Annotated in this window: 12 protein-coding genes and 1 pseudogene; 5 read left to right on the top strand and 8 right to left on the bottom strand. The window is 64.0% G+C overall.

The features are described from left to right. Positions 1-63: 63 nt before the first annotated feature. Complete coding sequence (gene cphA, locus ACNAZA_RS00610) at positions 64-2,649, top strand: cyanophycin synthetase (protein WP_415794465.1); 2,586 nt, start codon at positions 64-66, stop codon at positions 2,647-2,649. A 117-nt stretch (positions 2,650-2,766) separates the two neighbouring features. On the opposite strand, the gene ACNAZA_RS00605 is transcribed toward cphA, so the two are convergent. Continuing rightward, positions 2,767-3,975: an MFS transporter gene (locus ACNAZA_RS00605; RefSeq protein ID WP_415794464.1), complete on the bottom strand. Its 1,209-nt coding sequence runs from the start codon at positions 3,973-3,975 to the stop codon at positions 2,767-2,769. Positions 3,976-4,331: 356 nt separating this feature from the next. Here ACNAZA_RS00605 and ACNAZA_RS00600 point away from each other — a divergent pair, with 356 nt between their 5' ends. Continuing rightward, positions 4,332-4,823 (top strand): CreA family protein, encoded by a 492-nt coding sequence (locus ACNAZA_RS00600; protein WP_462936549.1) that lies wholly within the window; start codon positions 4,332-4,334, stop codon positions 4,821-4,823. A gap of 101 nt (positions 4,824-4,924) precedes the next feature. Here ACNAZA_RS00600 and ACNAZA_RS00595 read toward each other — a convergent pair whose 3' ends face one another. Both ACNAZA_RS00595 and ACNAZA_RS00590 read right to left on the bottom strand, forming a co-directional pair. After that, positions 4,925-5,146 (bottom strand): hypothetical protein, encoded by a 222-nt coding sequence (locus ACNAZA_RS00595; RefSeq protein ID WP_415794463.1) that lies wholly within the window; start codon positions 5,144-5,146, stop codon positions 4,925-4,927. 158 nt (positions 5,147-5,304) lie between these two features. Next, entirely contained in the window at positions 5,305-6,219 is a 915-nt protein-coding gene (locus ACNAZA_RS00590) for a LysR family transcriptional regulator (protein ID WP_415794462.1), read from the bottom strand. Positions 6,220-6,456: 237 nt separating this feature from the next. Here ACNAZA_RS00590 and ACNAZA_RS00585 point away from each other — a divergent pair, with 237 nt between their 5' ends. The 3 genes from ACNAZA_RS00585 to ACNAZA_RS00575 all read left to right on the top strand — a co-directional run bounded on the left by ACNAZA_RS00585 (position 6,457) and on the right by ACNAZA_RS00575 (position 10,195). Continuing rightward, positions 6,457-7,548 (top strand): YeiH family protein, encoded by a 1,092-nt coding sequence (locus ACNAZA_RS00585; protein ID WP_415794461.1) that lies wholly within the window; start codon positions 6,457-6,459, stop codon positions 7,546-7,548. A gap of 158 nt (positions 7,549-7,706) precedes the next feature. Next, the gene (locus tag ACNAZA_RS00580) at positions 7,707-8,204 is read left to right on the top strand and encodes a MarR family winged helix-turn-helix transcriptional regulator (RefSeq protein ID WP_415794460.1); all 498 of its coding nucleotides are present in this window, start codon (positions 7,707-7,709) and stop codon (positions 8,202-8,204) included. Next, positions 8,201-10,195 carry an FUSC family protein gene (locus ACNAZA_RS00575; RefSeq protein ID WP_415794458.1) on the top strand — a complete coding sequence of 665 codons (1,995 nt, stop codon included), beginning with the start codon at positions 8,201-8,203 and terminating at the stop codon, positions 10,193-10,195. Before ACNAZA_RS00580 ends, ACNAZA_RS00575 begins: the two co-directional genes overlap by 4 nt. A 179-nt stretch (positions 10,196-10,374) precedes the next feature. Here the strand turns inward: ACNAZA_RS00575 and ACNAZA_RS00570 are convergent, their stop codons facing one another. The 5 genes and pseudogenes from ACNAZA_RS00570 to nirB all read right to left on the bottom strand — a co-directional run bounded on the left by ACNAZA_RS00570 (position 10,375) and on the right by nirB (position 18,385). Next, complete coding sequence (locus tag ACNAZA_RS00570) at positions 10,375-11,817, bottom strand: NAD-dependent succinate-semialdehyde dehydrogenase (protein ID WP_415794456.1); 1,443 nt, start codon at positions 11,815-11,817, stop codon at positions 10,375-10,377. A 258-nt stretch (positions 11,818-12,075) separates the two neighbouring features. Continuing rightward, a pseudogene (locus ACNAZA_RS00565) lies at positions 12,076-12,549 on the bottom strand (uroporphyrinogen-III C-methyltransferase); the annotation flags it as partial. Positions 12,550-12,572: 23 nt separating this feature from the next. Next, positions 12,573-15,410, bottom strand: a complete 2,838-nt coding sequence (locus ACNAZA_RS00560; protein WP_415794455.1) for a nitrate reductase — start codon at positions 15,408-15,410, stop codon at positions 12,573-12,575. Between the two features lie 79 nt (positions 15,411-15,489). Then, positions 15,490-15,888, bottom strand: coding sequence for a nitrite reductase small subunit NirD (gene nirD, locus ACNAZA_RS00555; RefSeq protein WP_120966248.1), 399 nt, complete (start codon positions 15,886-15,888; stop codon positions 15,490-15,492). A gap of 22 nt (positions 15,889-15,910) precedes the next feature. Further along, positions 15,911-18,385, bottom strand: a complete 2,475-nt coding sequence (gene nirB / locus ACNAZA_RS00550) for a nitrite reductase large subunit NirB (protein ID WP_415794454.1) — start codon at positions 18,383-18,385, stop codon at positions 15,911-15,913. Positions 18,386-18,503 lie beyond the last annotated feature (118 nt).

Here is an 18,503-nt window from a genome sequence, read left to right as displayed (position 1 = left end):
AAAATGCAAACAGCCCGGCGGCATACAGATGCTGACCGGTCTGCCATCTGAAAGAACCCACTTATGCAGATCACCCGCATCCGAGCCTTGCGTGGCCCCAATCTCTGGACTCGCAGCACCGCCCTCGAGTCCATCGTGCAGTGCGAAGACAACGAGCAGCGCTACACCGCCATGGCCGGCTTCGAAGAAAAGCTGCGCGCGCGCTTTCCCACCATAGGCACGCTGCAACCGCATGGCGCCAACCAGCATCTGTCGCTGGCCCATGTGCTGGAAGTCGCGGCCCTGTCGCTGCAGGCCCAGGCAGGCTGCCCGGTCACCTTCAGCCGCACCCACGAAACCGTGGAAGCCGGCACCTACCAGGTCATCGTCGAATACTCCGAAGAATCCGTGGGCAAGCTGGCCATGGAACAGGCCGAAGCCCTGATCCAGGCGGCGCTCAACGACACGCCTTTTGACAGCGAAAAAGTCATTGCCCAGTTGCGTGATCTGGACGAAGACGACCGTATCGGTCCTTCGACCGGCGCCATTCTGGATGCGGCCATCGCCCGTGGCATTCCCTATCGTCGCCTGACCACCGGCTCCCTGGTGCAACTGGGCTGGGGCTCCAAGGCCCGCCGCTTTCAGGCGGCAGAGCTCGACTCCACCAGCGCCGTGGCCGAATCGATTGCCCAGGACAAGGACCTGACCAAACGCCTGCTGCATGCCGCCGGCGTGCCCGTGCCGCTGGGCCGCCCCGTGGCGGACGTGGAAGACGCCTGGGTTGTAGCCCAGGAAGTGGGCCTGCCCGTGGTGGTCAAGCCCCAGGACGGCAACCAGGGCAAGGGCGTGGTGGTCAACATCACCACCCGCGAAGGGCTGGAAGCAGCCTTCAAGGTTGCCAGCGAGTTCGGCGACGAAATCATGGTCGAGCGCTTCTTGCCCGGCCACGACTTTCGCCTGCTGGTGGTTGGCGGCCAACTGGTGGCTGCCGCCCGCCGCGAGCCGCCCCAGGTGCTGGGCGACGGCTCACACACGATTGCCGAGCTGGTCAACATCGTCAACCAGGACCCGCGCCGCGGCTCGGGTCACGGCACGGCCCTGACCAAGATTCGCCTGGACGATATCGCCATTGCCCGCATTGCTTCCGAAGGCCTGACGCCCGACTCCGTGCCCGCCCAGGGCCAGCGCGTGGTGCTGCGCAACAACGCCAATCTGTCCACCGGCGGCAGCGCCACCGATGTGACCGACGACGTGCACCCCGAAATCGCGGCCCGCGCCATTGAAGCGGCCCAGACCATTGGCCTGCACATCTGCGGCGTGGACGTGGTCTGCGAGACCATGCTCAAGCCCCTGGAAGAGCAAAGCGGCGGCGTGGTCGAAGTCAATGCCGCTCCCGGCCTGCGCATGCACCTGGCCCCCTCCTTCGGCAAGCCCCGCAACGTGGGCGTGCCCATGGTGGACGAGCTGTTTGCCGCCGGCAATGACGGCCGCATTCCGCTGGTGGCCGTCACCGGCACCAATGGCAAGACCACGACCACCCGCGTGCTTGCGCATTTGTTCACCTCCCACGGCTGGCGCACCGCCATGACCAACACCGATGGCGTGTATGTAAACGGCCGCCAGATCGACAGCGGCGATTGCTCCGGCCCCAAGAGTGCCCGCAATGCCCTGGCCCACCCCGAGACCGATGCGGCCGTGCTCGAATGCGCACGCGGCGGCATCTTGCGCGAAGGCCTGGGTTTCGACCGCTGCCAGGTGGCCGTGGTCACCAATGTGGGCGAAGGCGATCACCTGGGTCTGAACTTCATCACCACCAAGGAAGATGTGGGCGTCCTGAAGCGCGTCATCGTGCAGAACGTGGCCACCGACGGCTACGCCGTGCTGAACGCCGCCGATCCGCTGGTCGCCAATATGGCGACAACCTGCCCCGGCAAGGTCATCTTCTTTGCCGCCGACCGTCACCACCCCGTCATGGCCACGCACCGTGCCCAAGGCAGCCGCGTGGTCTATGTGGATGGCGATGCCATCGTGGCCGCTGAAGGCTCGTGGCGCGAATCCATCCTGCTGCGCGAGATTCCCCTGACCCGCAACGGCACCATCACCTTCCAGGTGGAAAACGTCATGGCCTCGATTGGCGCCGCCTGGGCTGTCGGCCTGCCCTGGCAAACCATTCGCCGCGGTCTGGCAGGCTTTTTGAACGACAGCGACAACGCCCCCGCACGCTTTAACGTGATGGATTACAAGGGCGCGACCGTGATTGCCGACTACGGCCACAACCCCGATGCCATCCGCGCCCTATCGCAAGCCGTGGGCGCCATGCCCGCCAACAAGCGCAGCGTGGTGATCAGCGGTGCTGGCGACCGCCGCGACCAGGACATCGTCGAGCAGACGCAAATCCTGGGCAAGGTGTTCGACGACGTGATCCTCTACCAGGATGCCTGCCAGCGCGGTCGCGCCGACGGCGAGGTGCTAGGCCTGCTCAAGCAAGGCCTGGAAGGCGCTCCGCGCACCAGCTACAGCACCGAGATCCATGGTGAATTCCTGGCCATCGACCACGCTCTGGAACGCCTGCAGCCTGGCGATCTGTGCCTGGTACTGGTCGATCAGGTGGAAGAGGCGCTGGAGCATTTGCGCAAGCATGTCGCCGGTCAGTCCCAGCCTGCAGCCTGATAGGACTGCTCAGCCCCCAAAAAAAGCCCGAGACGCCTATCTCGGGCTTTTTTCATAGCAGCTAACGCTTTGAATAAATGGGCTTGAGCCCATTTTCACTGAAACTCTTGAAGCACTTTATGCAGCTGCAGCCAGCGCTGCATGGCTGCGCCGCATGCTGAACGTGCCCATAGCCGCCAGCACGGCCAGCAGCAGGCCCAGCGTGCATGCGCCCTGCCAGCCATTGATGCGCCAGGCCAGCGTGCCCAGGGCCGAGCCCAGTGCTGCGCCCAGAAAGTAGCCCGTCATGTACACGGCATTCATGCGCCCGCGCGCTGCGGGCAGCAGCTGGGCCACCGTGGCCTGATTGGTGATATTCAGGCACTGCAGACCCAGATCGATCACGATCAGACCCAGCACAAACCAACCCAGATGCGCACCGCCCCACCACAGCATGGGCCAGGACAGCAGCAGCGCCAGCGCGCCAATCGCGCAGCTCACACGGCCCAGGCCTTTGTCCACCAGCCGTCCGGCCTGGGTCGCCACCAGGGCACCGGCGGCACCGGCCAGACCGATCATGCCGATCTGCCCATCCCCCAGACCCAAGGGCCCGCTGGACAGCTGCAGCGCCATGGTGGAGAACAGCACGCTGACCGAAGCAAAGGCCAGCGCGCTGACCAGGGTACGCTGGCGCAGCGCCTGCTGGCCGCGCAGCAGCTGCCACATGCTGGCCAGCACCTGGCCGTAGCTCACCGGCAAGCTGCTGCGTGATGCAGGCAGCATCTTCCACAACCACAGCGCCACCACGGCCATCACCACGGCGGCGCCCTGGTAGACCGCCTGCCAGCCCCAGGCTTCGGACACCATGCCCGCCACGCTGCGCGCCAGCAAAATGCCCAGCAGCAAGCCACTCATCACCCAGCCCACGGCACGCCCGCTCTGGCCTGGCATGGCCAGGGCGGCAGCCATGGGAACCAGTACCTGGGCAGCCACGGAAAACAGGCCGGCCACCACGGTGCCGGCCATGAAGGCCTGAACGCTGGGCGCAAAACCGCAGATCGCCTGACCCACGGCCGCCAGCAGCATCAAACTCACAGCCAGGCCCCGTCGCTGCAGCTTGTCGGCCAGCGGGGCCAGCAGCAGCAAGCCGCTGGCATAGGCCACATGGGCCAGCGTCACGCTGACGGCGGCGGTCGCTTGCGCCACCTCGAAATGCTCGGCGATCGAGTGCAGCAGCGGCTGATTGAAGTAATTGCCGCCGGCACACAGACCACAGGCCAGAGCCATCAACAGCAAAGAAGAAGCACCCAGACCTTGCGGTGCGGGCGCGGCAGAGTTCACAGACATGCCTATCGCTTTTCCGAAAATGCGGCCTGCACCGCAGGCCCTGGGCGTGGAGCAAGCCAACGCCATGCGGCAGCCGTTCGCCGAAACCGGCTTGCAGCGGCCAAAGAGAGGATTCTTGAAATCGGTCAACAAGCCATACAGGCTTGCAGGTGGACGGGCTTCAGAGAGCCAGCCGAGAGGCGCTGTGCTGCAGCAGCAACACAGGCGGGAACAAGAGGCGTCCATTGTCGCCACCGACCTGCCAGCCGGCTTGGGCGCCAGGCAATGCCCCGGGTGATATCAAGGGTTAACCCTTGATTTAGTACCAACCACAGCGCCTGCAGCGGCCGTCATCAAACGGCCTTATGCTCTGGCGCATGAAACGTCATTCAGTTTTTCTGGCGGCTGTGGCCGCCGTCGCAGCCAGCCTCTCCTTCATGGGCCTGGGCCATGCCGAGCAGATTGGCGCGGTGGATACCGTGTTCAAACTCATAGGGCCTGACCACAAAATCGTGGTCGATGCCTATGACGATCCCAAGGTGCAAGGCGTGACCTGCTATGTCTCGCGTGCCAAGACGGGCGGCATCAAGGGCGGGCTGGGTCTGGCCGAAGACCGATCCGAAGCCTCCATCGTCTGCCAGGCCACGGCTGCCATCCAGATTCCCGCCCCCATCAAACAGCAGGAAGAAGTGTTTACCGAGCGCACCTCGCTGCTCTTCAAGCGCCTGCGCGTGGTGCGCATGGTCGATGAAAAGCGCAACTCCCTGGTCTATATGACGTATTCGGACCGCGTCATCGAAGGCTCGCCCCAAAACAGCGTGACGGCCGTGGCCGTGCCGGCCAGCACGCCGATTCCGCTGAAAAAATAAAAAACAGAGCAGGCTGCGCAATTACGGCCTGCCTTTGATCTGGTTTTTATGGGTATTTTTGAGTCACGAAAGGCCAGGCGTTCACCTGTGCCGTGCGCTTTTTATTGACTGAACGTCATGCCGCCCGCATCCAGCGCCGGCGGCCGCTGCAAATCCTCGTTCACGCCCATGGCCTGGCTGGCGCGTTCCACAGCCTGCCACAGCGGAGCGGGCATTTGCAAAATGGCTTCGGGGCTGATCGCTTCGTCGATCCAGTTGCTGATCTGCAGATGCTGTTCTTGGGTGAGCAGGTCCAGGTGCAGCATTTCGTCTATGGTTTTCATGGTGTTCCTCCCTGCTTGTGGTGCCCGGCGCTGCACTGACTGCGCCGGTCTTGTCTATCCAATATAGGGGCAAAAACAGCAGCTACAAGCAAAGTGGCTACTGAATAAAACCATAGCTTGCTGCGCTTACGCATCAATCACCAAAGCCTCTTCAAGCCTCAATCCGCCAGCGGCTGCTCGCTGGCCAGACAGGCTTGGACAAAGGCTTCCAGTGCCGGCGAGCGGCGCTTGCCCGCGCGTTGCACCAGGGAGAAGTGCCGCCACATGCGCGGCAGCGTGGTGGGCAGCACCTGCAGCGCATGGGACTGCACCAGCGCCTGCACCAACACGCGCGACAGGCAGCTGATGCCCAGGCCCTGGGCCACGCAGCGCGCAATCGCCTCCGAGCTGCCCAGCGTGGCAGACGCGGGCAGCTGGTGCAGATGGGGCAAAAGCGCATGCTCCACCATTTCACGGGTGCCCGAGCCTGCCTCGCGCAACAGCCAAGCGGCCTGCCGCAGCGCGGCCACGCCCAGCGGCTTGTGCCTGGCCTGCTCGCACAGCGCATCTTCCGGCGAGGCCACGATGACCAGCTCGTCGCGCAGCCAGGGCTGCACCTCCAGCCCCGGCCAATGGCTGGTGCCTTCGATCAGCCCCAGATCCACCTCCAACGCCTGCACGGCCTCGCCCACTTCGAGCGTGTTGGCAATCTGCAGATCCACGCGCACCAGCGGATGGGTTTGCGCCAGCCGCGCCAGCACCTGGGGCAAGGCGTAAGTGCCTATCGTGGTGCTGGCCGCCACCCGCAGCCGCACCGGCATGTGGGCGGCCTTGGCCGAGAAAGCCATCTCCATGCCGCGAGCCTGCTCCAGCAGGCTCAGGGCCTGAGGCAGCATGGCCCGGCCGGCATCGTTGAGCACCAGGCGCTTGCCCACGCGCTCAAACAGCTGCACGCTCAAACCCTGCTCCAGTTGCTGCAGGGCCGCGCTGGTGGCGGACTGGGACAGCGCTATGGCATCAGCCGCAGCCACGGTGGTGCCGGCTTGCGCCACGGCACAGAAAATTTCGAGTTGGCGCAAGGTGAGATGCAGCATGGCTTACCTGTTTTTCCCATCAATCGCGGCCTGAACACCGCGCCTGGCGACTATAAGCGCGAGCCGGTTTGATCTCGGACTTGCCGGATCTTTGGGGCCATCAGAGAACAATCTACCTGTTTTATCGATTGATCTTACAAAAACTATTCGTTATACAAATATAACGAACAAATCTAAAGTGAACCCAACGCTGAAGCCAGATCACGTCCGATACAGCGCTTCGGCAGGAGATTCACCTTGAACACCACGACTTTGTCCCACTCAAGCCAGCCCCAGGGCTGGATGCAGAAAACCACTGCCATGCTGCCTGGCCTGTTGCTGGCGGGCGTTATTGCGGCCGTGGCCACCTGGGCCGCCCAGTTCCCCGTCATCAAGAACAATGGCCTGAGCGCACTGACGCTGGCCATCATCATCGGCCTGGTCATAGGCAACACCGTCTATCCCGCCATCGCCAGCCAGTGCCATAGCGGCATCGCCTTTACCAAGGCACGCCTGCTGCGCGCCGGCATCGTGCTGTACGGCCTGCGCCTGACATTTCAGGACATCGGCCATGTCGGCATGGCCGGCGTGGTGATTGATGCCCTGGTGCTCTCCAGCACCTTCCTGCTGGCGCAATGGATTGGTCAGAAGCTGCTGGGCATGGACAAGCGCACCACCTTGCTGGTGGGCGCCGGTGCCTCCATCTGCGGTGCTGCTGCCGTGCTGGCCACCGAGCCCGTGGCCAAGGGCCGCGCCGAAGATGTGGCCGTGGCCGTGGCCACCGTGGTGGTGTTCGGCACCATAGGCACCTTCCTCTACCCTGCCCTGTTTCACTGGAATGCCGAGTTCGGCTGGCTCAATGTGGATGCGCAGCAATACGGCATCTTCGTCGGCTCCACCGTGCACGAAGTAGCTCAGGTCGTAGCCGCTGGCGAAGCCATCGGCAGCCAGGCCGCCGACACCGCCGTGATCACCAAGATGGTGCGCGTGATGATGCTGGCTCCGTTCCTGCTGATTCTGTCCATGTGGCTGTCGCGCAGCGAGCGCAAGCAAGGTGTGAGCAACGGCAGCGCCACAAGCAACAAGATCACCATTCCTTGGTTTGCTCTGGGCTTTGTCGTCATGGCCGGTATCAATTCGCTGGGCGTGTTGCCCAAGGAGCTGGTCAGCGTCGGTGTGCAGCTGGATAACGCCTTGCTGGCGATTGCCATGGCAGCCCTGGGCCTGACCACCCATATCCGCGCCGTGCGTGCTGCGGGCACCAAGCCGTTGATCCTGGCCGCCCTGCTGTTTGCATGGTTGCTGGTGGCCGGTCTGCTGCTGAACCTGTGGATTCCCACCCTGTTCTAAAAAATCAGTCAAACAAGCTTCAACCCCTTTAACAGAGAGCGCTATGCGCTCTCTTTTTTATTTCTCGCTTCAAAAGCCCAAGACAATGCCCCTGACATAAGTGATTCCTCAATTAGTTTGAAATGCAAATTAATTGAATAACAAATAAAATCAGCGGCATGTCTTTTGCTGATGCACCTTCCCGCGACCGTCTGGGCTTTCTCATGGTCACCCTCACCCGCCAATGGCGCCGCCTGGTGGAAGAACAGTTGGCCGCCAGCGGCCTGACCGACGCCACCTGGACGCCGCTGATCCATTTGCGCGCCTGGGGCGATGGCGTGACCCAGAAGGAACTGGCCGAGCGCGTAGGCCTGGACGGCTCCAGTCTGGTGCGTCTGCTGGACATTCTGGAAGGCCATGCCTGGGTGGAGCGCCGGGCCGATGCCGCCGACCGCCGCAGCAAACGCATTTTTCTGACCGCCGAAGGCCATGCTGCCGTGGATCGGATACGCGCCACCATGCTGCAGGCGGAGCTGGCCATGTTGCAGGACCTGAGCGAGACCGAAGTCGAAGCCATGTTGGGCGGGGTCAACAAGATCCGTGCACGCATAGAGCAGATGCACGCGCAGCGTTGCAACACGCCACACCCCGAGGATGCACTCGAGGCGCGCCCATGAGCACAGGCTTCTACGACCGCTTTCTGGAGCGCGCCGCCGGCTGGGGCTTTGACAGCCCGCGCCTGCGCCAGCATCTGCGCACCGCGTTTGCCGCCTGTCTGGCCGTCTTCGCCGCCTGGGCCCTGGGGCTGCAACACCCGCAATGGGCAGGCATGACGGTCTGGGCCGCCTCTCAGCCCCTGCGCGGCCAAATGCTGGAGAAAAGCTTTTTCCGTATCACCGGCACCATCATCGGCATCGCGGGCGGCGTAGGCCTAGTGCTGCTGGCACAAGGTCATCTGCTGTATCTGATCACGGGCCTGGCCCTCTGGATGGGGCTGTGCGCCGGCCTTGGCAATCTGCAGCGTGGCTTTGCGTCTTACGGCACCATGCTGGCAGGCTACTCCGCAGCCATGGTAGCCCTGCTCGATTCCGGCAACCCCGCCCATGTGTACGCGCTGGGCTGGGACCGATTGCTGACCGCACTCACCGGCGTGGTGGCTGCGCTCATCGTGGGCTGGCTGTTCATTCCTGCGGACGCCGAGATTCCGGGCAACGGCCAGGTGCGCCGCCTGTGTGCCCGTTTGCTGCGCGATATGGCTGCGGCCGCCAGACAGGTAATGCCGGGCCAGAGCGCCTTGAGCCCCAAAGAACTGGCCGAGCGACTTTCGGCCCTGGCCTTGATCGAGGAAGGGCTGGAGCCGCATGCCGCCGGCTCGCAGCGCTCGCGCCGCGCCGTGCGTGCCCTGCGCCGGCTGATGAATACGCAAATCTCTGCGCTGCTGTGGCTGCGTGACAGCACGGGCAAGACCATCACCGCCGATTTCAGCAGCACCCATGCACTGACCATGGCCGAAGCGCTGGAGCAGGCCGCCAAGCTGCTGGAAACCCAGCCCGCTCCGCATGCAGCCATAGATGCCATCGCCAGGGCCCGCGATGCCGCTGCCGGCTGGGGCCACGCCCAGGAAATCATTGGCAACATCGGCCTGGCCCTGCAGGCCCATCTGGTGGCCGCCAGCGATCTGCCACTGCCCAGCCAGCATCGCGCCCGCCAGCTGCCCGTGGTGCTGCACAGCGACTGGGTCAGCGCCCGCCGCGCCATGCTGCGCGCTTTCAGCTCCATCTTTCTGGTGGGCCTGATCTGGGTCATCTCCGGCTGGAGCGGTGGTGCCTACATGCTGCTGGGCCTGTCGGTGATGATCACCGTGTTCTCCTCCTTCGAGAACCCAGCCTTCACCATGCGCTATGTGATTCTCGGCCAGGCCATGGGGGCCGCCGTGGCCCTGGCCTGCCAGTGGCTGGTCTGGCCGCTGGCCGGCAGCCAGTTGCAGATGGTCCTGTGGATGATGCCCTTCATCTTCATAGGCGCCCTGCTGTTCAGCCACCGCCGAACCATGCTCTCGGGCTATGACTGCAATATGGTGCTGCTGCTGGCACTGTCGCCGCAGTTTCCCTACACCCTGGATTACGGCCATTCGCTGGCCATGGCGGTGGCCATCATCACCGGTCCCCTGGCCGGCTGGCTGGCTTACCGCTTCATACTCCCGATCACGGTGCAAGGCAGGTTGCAAGGCCTGCGCGCCATGATGGTCCATGAGCTGCAGGACATGGCCGCAGCCCCCATGCACACCAAGGATGTGCGCATATGGCGCGCCCGCCTGTTCCACCGCCTGCTGCGCCTGGTTCGTGCCAGCGAGAAAGCCGGCCCCGCTGAAGTGCAGCAAGCCGCCAGCTGCGGACTGGCCGCCCTGCGCGTGGGCAAGACCATCCACGTGCTGCACGGCCTGAGCGACGATGTGCTGCAGTCCGAAAGCACGGCACGCAGCGTGCGCAGCGCCCTGCTGCGCCTGCAAAACCTGCAGGCGGCACCTGCCAAAGCCGCGCCCTTGCTACGCGCGGTTGCCAAACGCATACAACATCGGCAGCCCGAGCAGGCCTTGCAGCTGCAGCTGGCCGCGCAGGACATAGCCGAGCATCGGCAATTCTTTGCCAGCACCGCCCAAATTGCCTGAGCACCATCACCCATAAAAGCAAAAAGCCGCTGCAAAACACAGCGGCTTTTTTATAGCCTGCGCCTTAAAAACCGGCGCCCTCCAACAAAGGGGCAGCAAGCAAGGGCCGCCCCGCAGCGATGCTGTCGTCCCCCTTCCGCGAAGCGAGAAAGGGGGAAGGCGCGCAGCGCCTCAGGGGGTTACACACAGGTAATAGCCACGGCCTTGGACACCAGATACGACTCCAGCGCTTCGGGGCCGCCTTCGGAACCGTAGCCGGAATCCTTGACACCGCCAAACGGCAGCTCGGCCGAGGGCAGCGCAGGCTGGTTCACCCACAGCATGCCCGTCTCCACATCCTGCGACAGCTGATGCGCCGTCTTGAGCGAGCGAGTGAAGGCATAGGCCGCCAGACCGTAAGAGAGGCGGTTGGCCTCTTGAATCGCATCTTCCAGCTTGTCGAAACCGCGAATGGCGGCCACGGGGCCGAAAGGCTCGTTGTTGAAGATGTCTGCAGACAGCGGCACATCGGCCAGCACCGTGGGTGCAAAGAAGTTGCCAGCATCGCCAAAGGCGTTGCCGCCGGCCAGCAGCTTGGCGCCGTGCTTTTCGGCATCCTGCACCATTTGCGTCAGCGCGGTCACGCGGCGCGGATTGGCCAGCGGCCCCATCTGCACGCCTTTTTCCAGGCCGTTGCCCACGCTCAGCGCCTGGGCATGGGCCACCATCGCGCGGGTGAATTCCTCGCGTACGCTGTTGTGCACCAGAAAGCGTGTGGGCGAGATGCAGACTTGGCCCGCGTTGCGGAACTTGGCCGCACCGGCCGCCTTCACAGCCAGCTCCACATCGGCATCCTCGGCAACGATGACGGGGGCGTGACCGCCGAGTTCCATGGTGGAGCGCTTCATGTGCTGACCGGCCAGCGCCGCCAGCTGCTTGCCTACGGCGGTGGAGCCGGTGAAGGTGACCTTGCGGATCACGGGGCTGGCAATCAGGTAGGACGAAATCTGGGCCGGATCGCCATAGACCAAACCCACCACGCCAGCGGGAATGCCGGCGTCCACAAAGCATTTGAGCAGCGCGGCAGGCGAAGCTGGAGTTTCTTCAGGTGCTTTGCACAGGAAGGAGCAGCCCGAAGCCAGCGCCGCACCAATCTTGCGCACGATCTGGTTGACGGGGAAGTTCCAGGGCGTGAAAGCCGCCACCGGGCCCACGGGCTCCTTGATGACCAGTTGCTGGATCTCGGGCTTGCGCGAAGGCACGATGCGGCCGTAAATGCGCAGCGACTCGTCGGCAAACCATTCAATGATGCCGGCGCCGGCAATGATTTCCACCTTGGCTTCGGCCAGCGGCTTGCCCTGTTCCTGGGTCAGCAGCGCAGCAATTTCGTCGGCGCGCTCCTTGAGCAAGGCTGCCGCACGGCGCATGATGGCGCCGCGCTCGTGTGCCGAGACCTTGCGCCAGACTTGGAAACCTTTGTCTGCCGCGGCCAGAGCGCGGTCCAGATCAGTGATATCGGCATGGGCCACGCGGCCAATCACCTCGCCTGTCGCGGGGTTGCGCACATCAATCTTCTTGCCACTGGCGGCGTCCTGCCACTGGCCTTCAATCAAAAGCTGGGTATCTGGGTATGCAATGCTCATCACGGCTCTCGGATGTGCCAGCCCTCATCCCCCTTGCGATGTACAAGGTCTGGCATGGTGAATGACCAAGGGGAAGCCCGAAAGCCAAGGTTCCGGGCCCAGCCAAATTCTAGTCATGCTTTGCATCACCCTGAGACCATTGGGTGACAAATCAGCGTTTGAGCCGGAGTGCCGTCAGGCAAACCCGGCACAGCGCGTTTCAATTTCACCCGGCGCGCCCCTATAGGCCACCAGGCCCGGCCTCGTCTGGCTGGGCGTCGCATCCCTGGGCCGTACCTTGCCGGCTATGAAGATCGCGCTATGCGCGTGATGGCGGTGCATGAGCGGCGCTGCACTCACCCGCTCCGATGTGATGCCGCTGACCACGTGTACCGGCACGCCAGCCGCCTTCAAACGCTCTGCCTCTTCACCATCGCGGTCAAAGGTAACGGGTTCGCCGCCGCCCTTGAGCCACACCACCACTTCGCCCTGGCCTGCGGCCATGACCATCAGCTTTTCAATGAAGGCCTGCGAGCTGCTCTCGCGCCCGCCGCGCTTGCCCACCTGGATGACACGCGCCGCCGGGCTGGCCAGGGCTACGATTTCGGGCGACACCAGATCATCCACCAGCAGCAAGGTGGCCGCCTGTATGAGCGTCAAGGCTTTGACAGTCAGCAGCTCGGGGCCGCCGGGCCCGGCACCGACCAGATAGCAGCAGCCTGGCGATGGCAGAGGTGTCTCGGGAGAGTTCATACCGACCTTTCGCTTTAAAAAGCTTATGCAACGACAGCAACGCTTTGCACCAGCTGCTTGATCTGCGGAATGCAGGAGCCGCAGCGCGTGCCGCAACCCAGCTGGCTTTTCAAACTCGCCAGACGTTCCTGCGCCGTGCCGCTGCATTGCTGCAGCTGCTGGGTAATGCCGGCCTCATCCACATTCATGCAGGCACAGACCTGACGGGATCTGGCCGGCATGGCCGTTGGCGGCATTTTTCCGGAGGCCAGCAACAGGCGACCGAAGCTCTGGGTTGCCTGCTCATCACGCAAGATCGGTGCCAGCCACTGACCGGCACTGGCATCGCCGCAGAGCAGAAAGCTGTCGAGCAAGGTCTGCCCCTCGTGCTTGCGCAGCGCCATGGCGCGGCTGCACTGGCGACGCGCATCCACATAGCGCAGAGCATCGGCCCCGCCCAGCTGCAGCAGCTCATGCAGCCGCGCCAGCACGGCGGCAGAAGGCGCTTCATAGGCGGCGGCGCGAAACTGCACGCCACTGCGCCCCTGCGCAGCCTGCTCCAGCGGCACGGCACGGCCAAACAGCACGCTGCTGGCAAAGTCGAATTCCTGCATCAAAGCGGCCAAGGCCTGGCGCACCCGCTGCACCTGGGATTCATCCAGCCATGCCATACCCAGGCAGGTCCAGGCCATCTCGGCCTTGAGCACCTTGACCGCCACATGTTTGAGCTCGGGCTGGCGCGAACGCGGGCAGCGTTGGTCCGTGGTCAGCGCATTCACGCCGGCCAGCCTCAGCCCTTTGGAGCTTTTACCGCTCAGAAACATGCTGCCCCAGTGCATGGGCAGATACACCTGGGCCGGCTGCAAGCCCGCATCGGCCACCACCGGCAGAGCAATCGCGCCCAGGGGGTTGGAGACATGGACCAGATCGCCAGACTGCAGCTGCAAGCGCTGCATGTCCTGCGCATGCATTTGCAGCTGAGGCTCGCTGACATGGGAGAAGAGTCGGCCCAGCTGCCCGGTGCGCGTCATGCCATGCCACTGGTCTCTGAGCCTGCCGGTATTGAGGCTGAAGGGATGGCGGGCGTCGCGCCGCACGGCCACGGCTTTCCAGGGCTGAACATCGAAGGTGGCACGGCCGTCGGCCGTGGCAAAGCGCCCGTCCGCATACAGGCGTTTGACTCCGGAATCCGCGCCACTAGGCATGGGCCATTGCTGCGGACCTTGCTGCTCAAGCACGCTCCAGCTCAGACCGGTGATATCCAGATCGCGGCCCCGCGTACTTTCCCGGTGCTCGTTCCAGATGGCCTCGGCACCGGCCTCGGCCTGAGCCGTGTCATAGGCAAACAGGCTGGGCAGCCCGTGGCGCAAGCGCCGTTCCAGCCGCTGTGCCAGCTGCACGCCGATCTGCCAGTCATGCTGCGCCAGCCCCGGAGCGGCCACGGCAGAGCGTACGCGGGAGATGCGCCGCTCGCTATTGGTGACCGTACCCAGCTTCTCGCCCCAGGTGGTGGCCGGCAGCAGCACATCGGCATAGGCCGTGGTTTCGGTGGCGGCAAACGCTTCCTGCACCACGACCAGCTCGGCACGCTCCAACGCCCTGCGCACCATGGCCTGATTGGGCATGCTCTGCGCCGGATTGGTGCAGGCAATCCACAAGGCCTTGATCTGCCCGTCGGCGGCGGCCTCGAACATCTCCAGTGCCGCCTTGCCCGGTTGCGCGGGAACAGCGTCCACGCCCCACAACCGAGCGACTTCGGCACGGTGCTCGGGGTTCGCCAGATCCCGGTGGGCGCTGAGCAGGTTGGACAGACCGCCCACCTCACGCCCGCCCATGGCATTGGGCTGACCGGTCAGCGACAACGGCCCTGCTCCCGGCCTGCCGATCTGGCCAGTGGCCAGATGCAGATTGATCAGCGCCGCGTTATTGGCCGTGCCGCTGCGGCTCTGATTCAGGCCCTGGCAATACAGGCTGAGCGTGGGCTGGCGCTGGCCGTCCAGAGCTTCGGCTCCGCCCAGCGCCATCCAGCGCGCGGCCTGGTAAAGATCAGCTACGGGCAGGCCGCAGACGCGGGAAACCTGCTCCGGCGTCGCCTCGCGCACCAGCTGCTTGAGTTCGGCAAAGCCGCTGGTATGCCGCGCGATATAGGCGCTGTCCGTCCAGCCCTCCCAGAGCATGATGTGCAGCAGGCCGTGAAACAGCATCACATCGCTGCCCGGCTGCAAAGGCAGATACAGATCCGCCAGCTCCGCCGTCTCCGTCTTGCGCGGATCGGCCACGATGATCTTGAGCTGGGAGTTGCGCGCCCTGGCCTCTTCCACCCGTCTGAACAGAATCGGGTGGGCCCAGGCCATATTGCTGCCGGTGATGAACAGGCAGCCGGCCAAGTCGATATCTTCGTAGCAGGCTGGCGGCGCATCGGCCCCCAGCGTGGCCTTGTAGCCGGCCACGGCACTGCTCATGCACAGGCGCGAATTGGTATCGAGGTTGTTGGTGCCCAGCAGCCCTTTGACCAGCTTGTTGAAGACGTAATAGTCCTCGGTCAGCAACTGACCGCTGAGGTAAAAACCCAGCGCATCGGGCCCATGGTCGGCATGGATGTTGGCAATGCGCGCGGCCACGTCGTCCAGGGCTGCATCCCAGCTCACCGCCTCCGGCGCAGCGCTGCGCTGCAGCCTGCGCATGGGCTGCAGCAAGCGGGCCTGCTGCGCCAGCTCCGGTGCTGCGGTCAGATGCAGACTGCTGCCCTTGCTGCACAAACGCCCCTGGTTGGCAGGATGGTCCTGGTCGCCGCGCACGCCGACAATGCTGCGCCCTTCGGACTCGATAACCACGCCGCAGCCGACGCCGCAGTAGGGACAGGTGGACTTGGTCTCACGCATGGCAGACTTTCAGTGAAATCGTGCTGTAGCGCATTCCAAAAAAGCGCATGCAGCTATTCAATTCATAGCAATCAAAACACTAGGCCGTGGCGCAGCCAGACTTGCCAGCGCAATGTGCGGGCCCTGCATGCGGCCGCGTCTGCTCCAGCGCACGGCTGGCCAGTTCTTCGGCGCACAGCTGCACCTCGCCGTCCTGCACACGCACGCTGAAATAAGGCGTGCAGCCTTCATCGGGCGCAGCCGCCTGGCCGGTGCTCAAGGCAATCGTCCAGTTGTGCAGCGGGCAGGCCACGCTGCGGCCAAACACAATGCCTTGCGACAAAGGCCCGCCCTTGTGCGGACAGCTGTCCAGCAGCGCAAACACCTCGTCTTCGCTATTGCGAAACACGGCAACATCCAGGCCTTTGGCCCGCGCCACACGGCGTGCGCCCAGCACGGGGATGTCGTCAATCGTGCAGATAGAAATCCATTCGCTCATTTCTGGCTCCTCGGTGCTTTGATCAGGCGCTGACGCCAGTGCTTTGGGTTTGCATCGCAGGCAGGGCCTGGAACTGGCGCGTATCCACGGCCGCCTTGTCGGTTTCGAACCAGGGGTCGGGCTCGCCTTGCAGCGCAAACTGCAGCTGCTCCCACAGCGCCTTGCGGCCTGGCTCATCTTCAAGAATGCGGCGCTTCACATGGTCTAGCCCGACACGGTTGACGTAATGCACGGTGCGCTCCAGATACCAGCCTTCCAGGCGGTACAGCTGCATGAAGGCGCCCGTGTACTCCAGCACTTCCTCTGCGGTCTTGAGCTTGGTGAAGAAATGCGCCACCTCGGTCTTGATGCCGCCGTTGCCGGCGATATACATCTCCCAGCCCGAGTCCACGCCTATGATTCCCACGTCCTTGATGCCGGACTCCGCACAGTTGCGCGGGCAGCCGCTGACGGCGAACTTCACCTTGTGCGGCGCATACATGCGCCACATGGCCCGTTCCAGATCCTTGCCCATCTGCGTGCTGTCCTGCGTGCCCATGCGGCACCATTCGCTGCCCACACAGGTCTTGACCGTGCGCAAGGCCTTGGCGTAGGCGTGGCCGCAGGGCATGCCTATGTCGTTCCACACGCCTTGCAGGTCTTCCTTCTTCACGCCCAGCAGGTCGATGCGCTGGCCGCCCGTCACCTTGACGGTGGGGATCTGGTACTTGTCCACCACATCGGCAATGCGGCGCAGCTCGGAGGCCGTGGTCTCACCGCCCCACATACGCGGGATCACGCTGTAGGTGCCGTCTTTCTGGATGTTGGCGTGGCTGCGCTCGTTGATGAAGCGGCTTTGCGGATCGTCCTTGGCCTCCTTGGGCCAGGTGCTGACCAGGTAGTAGTTGACGGCCGGACGGCAGGAAGCGCAGCCATTGGGCGTGCGCCACTCCATGAAGTGGAACACGGCATCGGTGCTCAACAGCTTGTGCTCGCGGATCGCATCGCGCACGGCCTGGTGGCCGTGGTCGGTACAGCCGCACATGGCCTTGGTCTTGGGCGAAGCCGAGTAATCGCCGCCGGCCGTGAACATGATGATCTGCTCCACCAGCCCGGTGCAGGAGCCACAGCTGGCGCTGGCCTTGGTGTGCTTTCGCACATCGTCGAGCGTGAACAAGCCCTTGTCCTTGATGGCCTTGCAGATGGCGCCCTTGGTCACGCCGTTGCAGCCGCAGACCTCGTCGCCATCGGCCAGAGCCGCCGCCTTGTTCTGTCCCTGATGGCCGGCGTCGCCGAGATTGGACTCGCCAAACATCAGCTTGTCGCGGATATCGGCCACGCTGCGGCCTTCGCGCAGCAGCTTGAAATACCAGCTGCCGTCCACCGTGTCGCCGTAGAGGCAGGCTCCGACCAGCTTGTCCTCCTTGATGACCAGCTTTTTGTAGACCCCGGCATAGGGGTCGCTCATCAGAATCTCTTCGGTATCGCCGCCGCCCTGGAAGTCGCCGGCCGAGAACAGATCGATGCCGGTGACCTTGAGTTTGGTCGAAGTCAGCGAGCCCAGATAGCGGCCGATGCCGAACTCGGCCAGATGGTTGGCCAGCACCTTGCCCTGCTCGAACAGCGGTGCCACCAGTCCGTAGGCAACACCACGGTGCGCCGCACATTCGCCCACGGCATAGATGCGCGGATCGGTCACGGTCTGCAAGGTGTCGCTGACCACGATGCCGCGATTCACATGCAGATGCATGGACTCGGCCAGACCGGTATTTGGACGTATGCCCACGGCCATCACCACCAGCTCGGCCGGGATCTCGCTGCCGTCCTTGAAGCGCACGGCGCTCACGAGGCCGCTGGCGTCACCCAGCAGCTCCTGCGTTTGCGCCTGCATGCAAAACTGCATGCCGCGCTCGGCCAGAGAAGTCTGCAGCATGCGGCCGGCCTGCTCGTCGAGCTGGCGCTCCATCAGCCAGTCGCCCACATGCACCACCGTCACCTGCATGCCGCGCTTCATCAGGCCGTTGGCGGCCTCCAGCCCCAGCAGGCCGCCGCCGATCACCACCGCATGTTTGAGCGTCTTGGCCGCTTCGATCATGGCCTCGGTGTCGGCAATGTCGCGGTAGGCCAGCACGCCCTTCAGGTCCTTGCCGGGGATGGGCAGGATGAAGGGCTTGGAGCCCGTCGCCATGATCAGGCGGTCGTACTCGGCACTGACCGTCTCGCCGCCGGCATTGACCGCATGCACCACGCGGCGGGCTCTGTCCACGGCCATCACCGTGTAGCCGGCGTGCAGCAGGATATGGTTGTCCTGATACCAGGCCCAGTCGTTGAGCACGATATCGCTTAGCGTCTGCTCCCCAGCCAGTACCGGCGACAGTAGGATGCGGTTGTAGTTGGGGTGCGGCTCGGCGCCAAACACCGTGATGTCGTACAAATCGGGGGCAATGGTCAGCAGCTCTTCCAGAGCGCGAACGCCTGCCATTCCGTTGCCAATCATGACCAATTTGGATTTTTTCATCTGAGTCCCCGTGGGTTTGCGAGAAAGGGCCCCCCACGCCTGCCCACTGCGTGTGGCAGCAGCCCCCAAGAGGGCGCTGGCCCGGCAACAAAAAAAGACGTCTGCGCGTTGCATGAAT

The sequence above is a fragment of the Comamonas aquatilis genome (assembly GCF_965139575.1).
Classification (GTDB): Bacteria; Pseudomonadota; Gammaproteobacteria; order Burkholderiales; family Burkholderiaceae_C; genus Comamonas; species Comamonas aquatilis.
This window is presented reverse-complemented; position numbering and strand designations above follow the sequence as displayed.

What these genes read in the sequence shown, in the direction of transcription:
- ACNAZA_RS00575 (WP_415794458.1), top strand. Translation starts at nt 8,201, where the DNA reads ATGAGCACAGGCTTCTACGACCGCTTTCTGGAGCGCGCCGCCGGCTGG.
- nirB (WP_415794454.1), bottom strand. Translation starts at nt 18,385, where the DNA reads ATGAAAAAATCCAAATTGGTCATGATTGGCAACGGAATGGCAGGCGTT.
- ACNAZA_RS00605 (WP_415794464.1), bottom strand. Translation starts at nt 3,975, where the DNA reads ATGTCTGTGAACTCTGCCGCGCCCGCACCGCAAGGTCTGGGTGCTTCT.
- nirD (WP_120966248.1), bottom strand. Translation starts at nt 15,888, where the DNA reads ATGAGCGAATGGATTTCTATCTGCACGATTGACGACATCCCCGTGCTG.
- ACNAZA_RS00580 (WP_415794460.1), top strand. Translation starts at nt 7,707, where the DNA reads ATGTCTTTTGCTGATGCACCTTCCCGCGACCGTCTGGGCTTTCTCATG.
- ACNAZA_RS00600 (WP_462936549.1), top strand. Translation starts at nt 4,332, where the DNA reads ATGAAACGTCATTCAGTTTTTCTGGCGGCTGTGGCCGCCGTCGCAGCC.
- ACNAZA_RS00590 (WP_415794462.1), bottom strand. Translation starts at nt 6,219, where the DNA reads ATGCTGCATCTCACCTTGCGCCAACTCGAAATTTTCTGTGCCGTGGCG.
- ACNAZA_RS00570 (WP_415794456.1), bottom strand. Translation starts at nt 11,817, where the DNA reads ATGAGCATTGCATACCCAGATACCCAGCTTTTGATTGAAGGCCAGTGG.
- cphA (WP_415794465.1), top strand. Translation starts at nt 64, where the DNA reads ATGCAGATCACCCGCATCCGAGCCTTGCGTGGCCCCAATCTCTGGACT.
- ACNAZA_RS00595 (WP_415794463.1), bottom strand. Translation starts at nt 5,146, where the DNA reads ATGAAAACCATAGACGAAATGCTGCACCTGGACCTGCTCACCCAAGAA.
- ACNAZA_RS00560 (WP_415794455.1), bottom strand. Translation starts at nt 15,410, where the DNA reads ATGCGTGAGACCAAGTCCACCTGTCCCTACTGCGGCGTCGGCTGCGGC.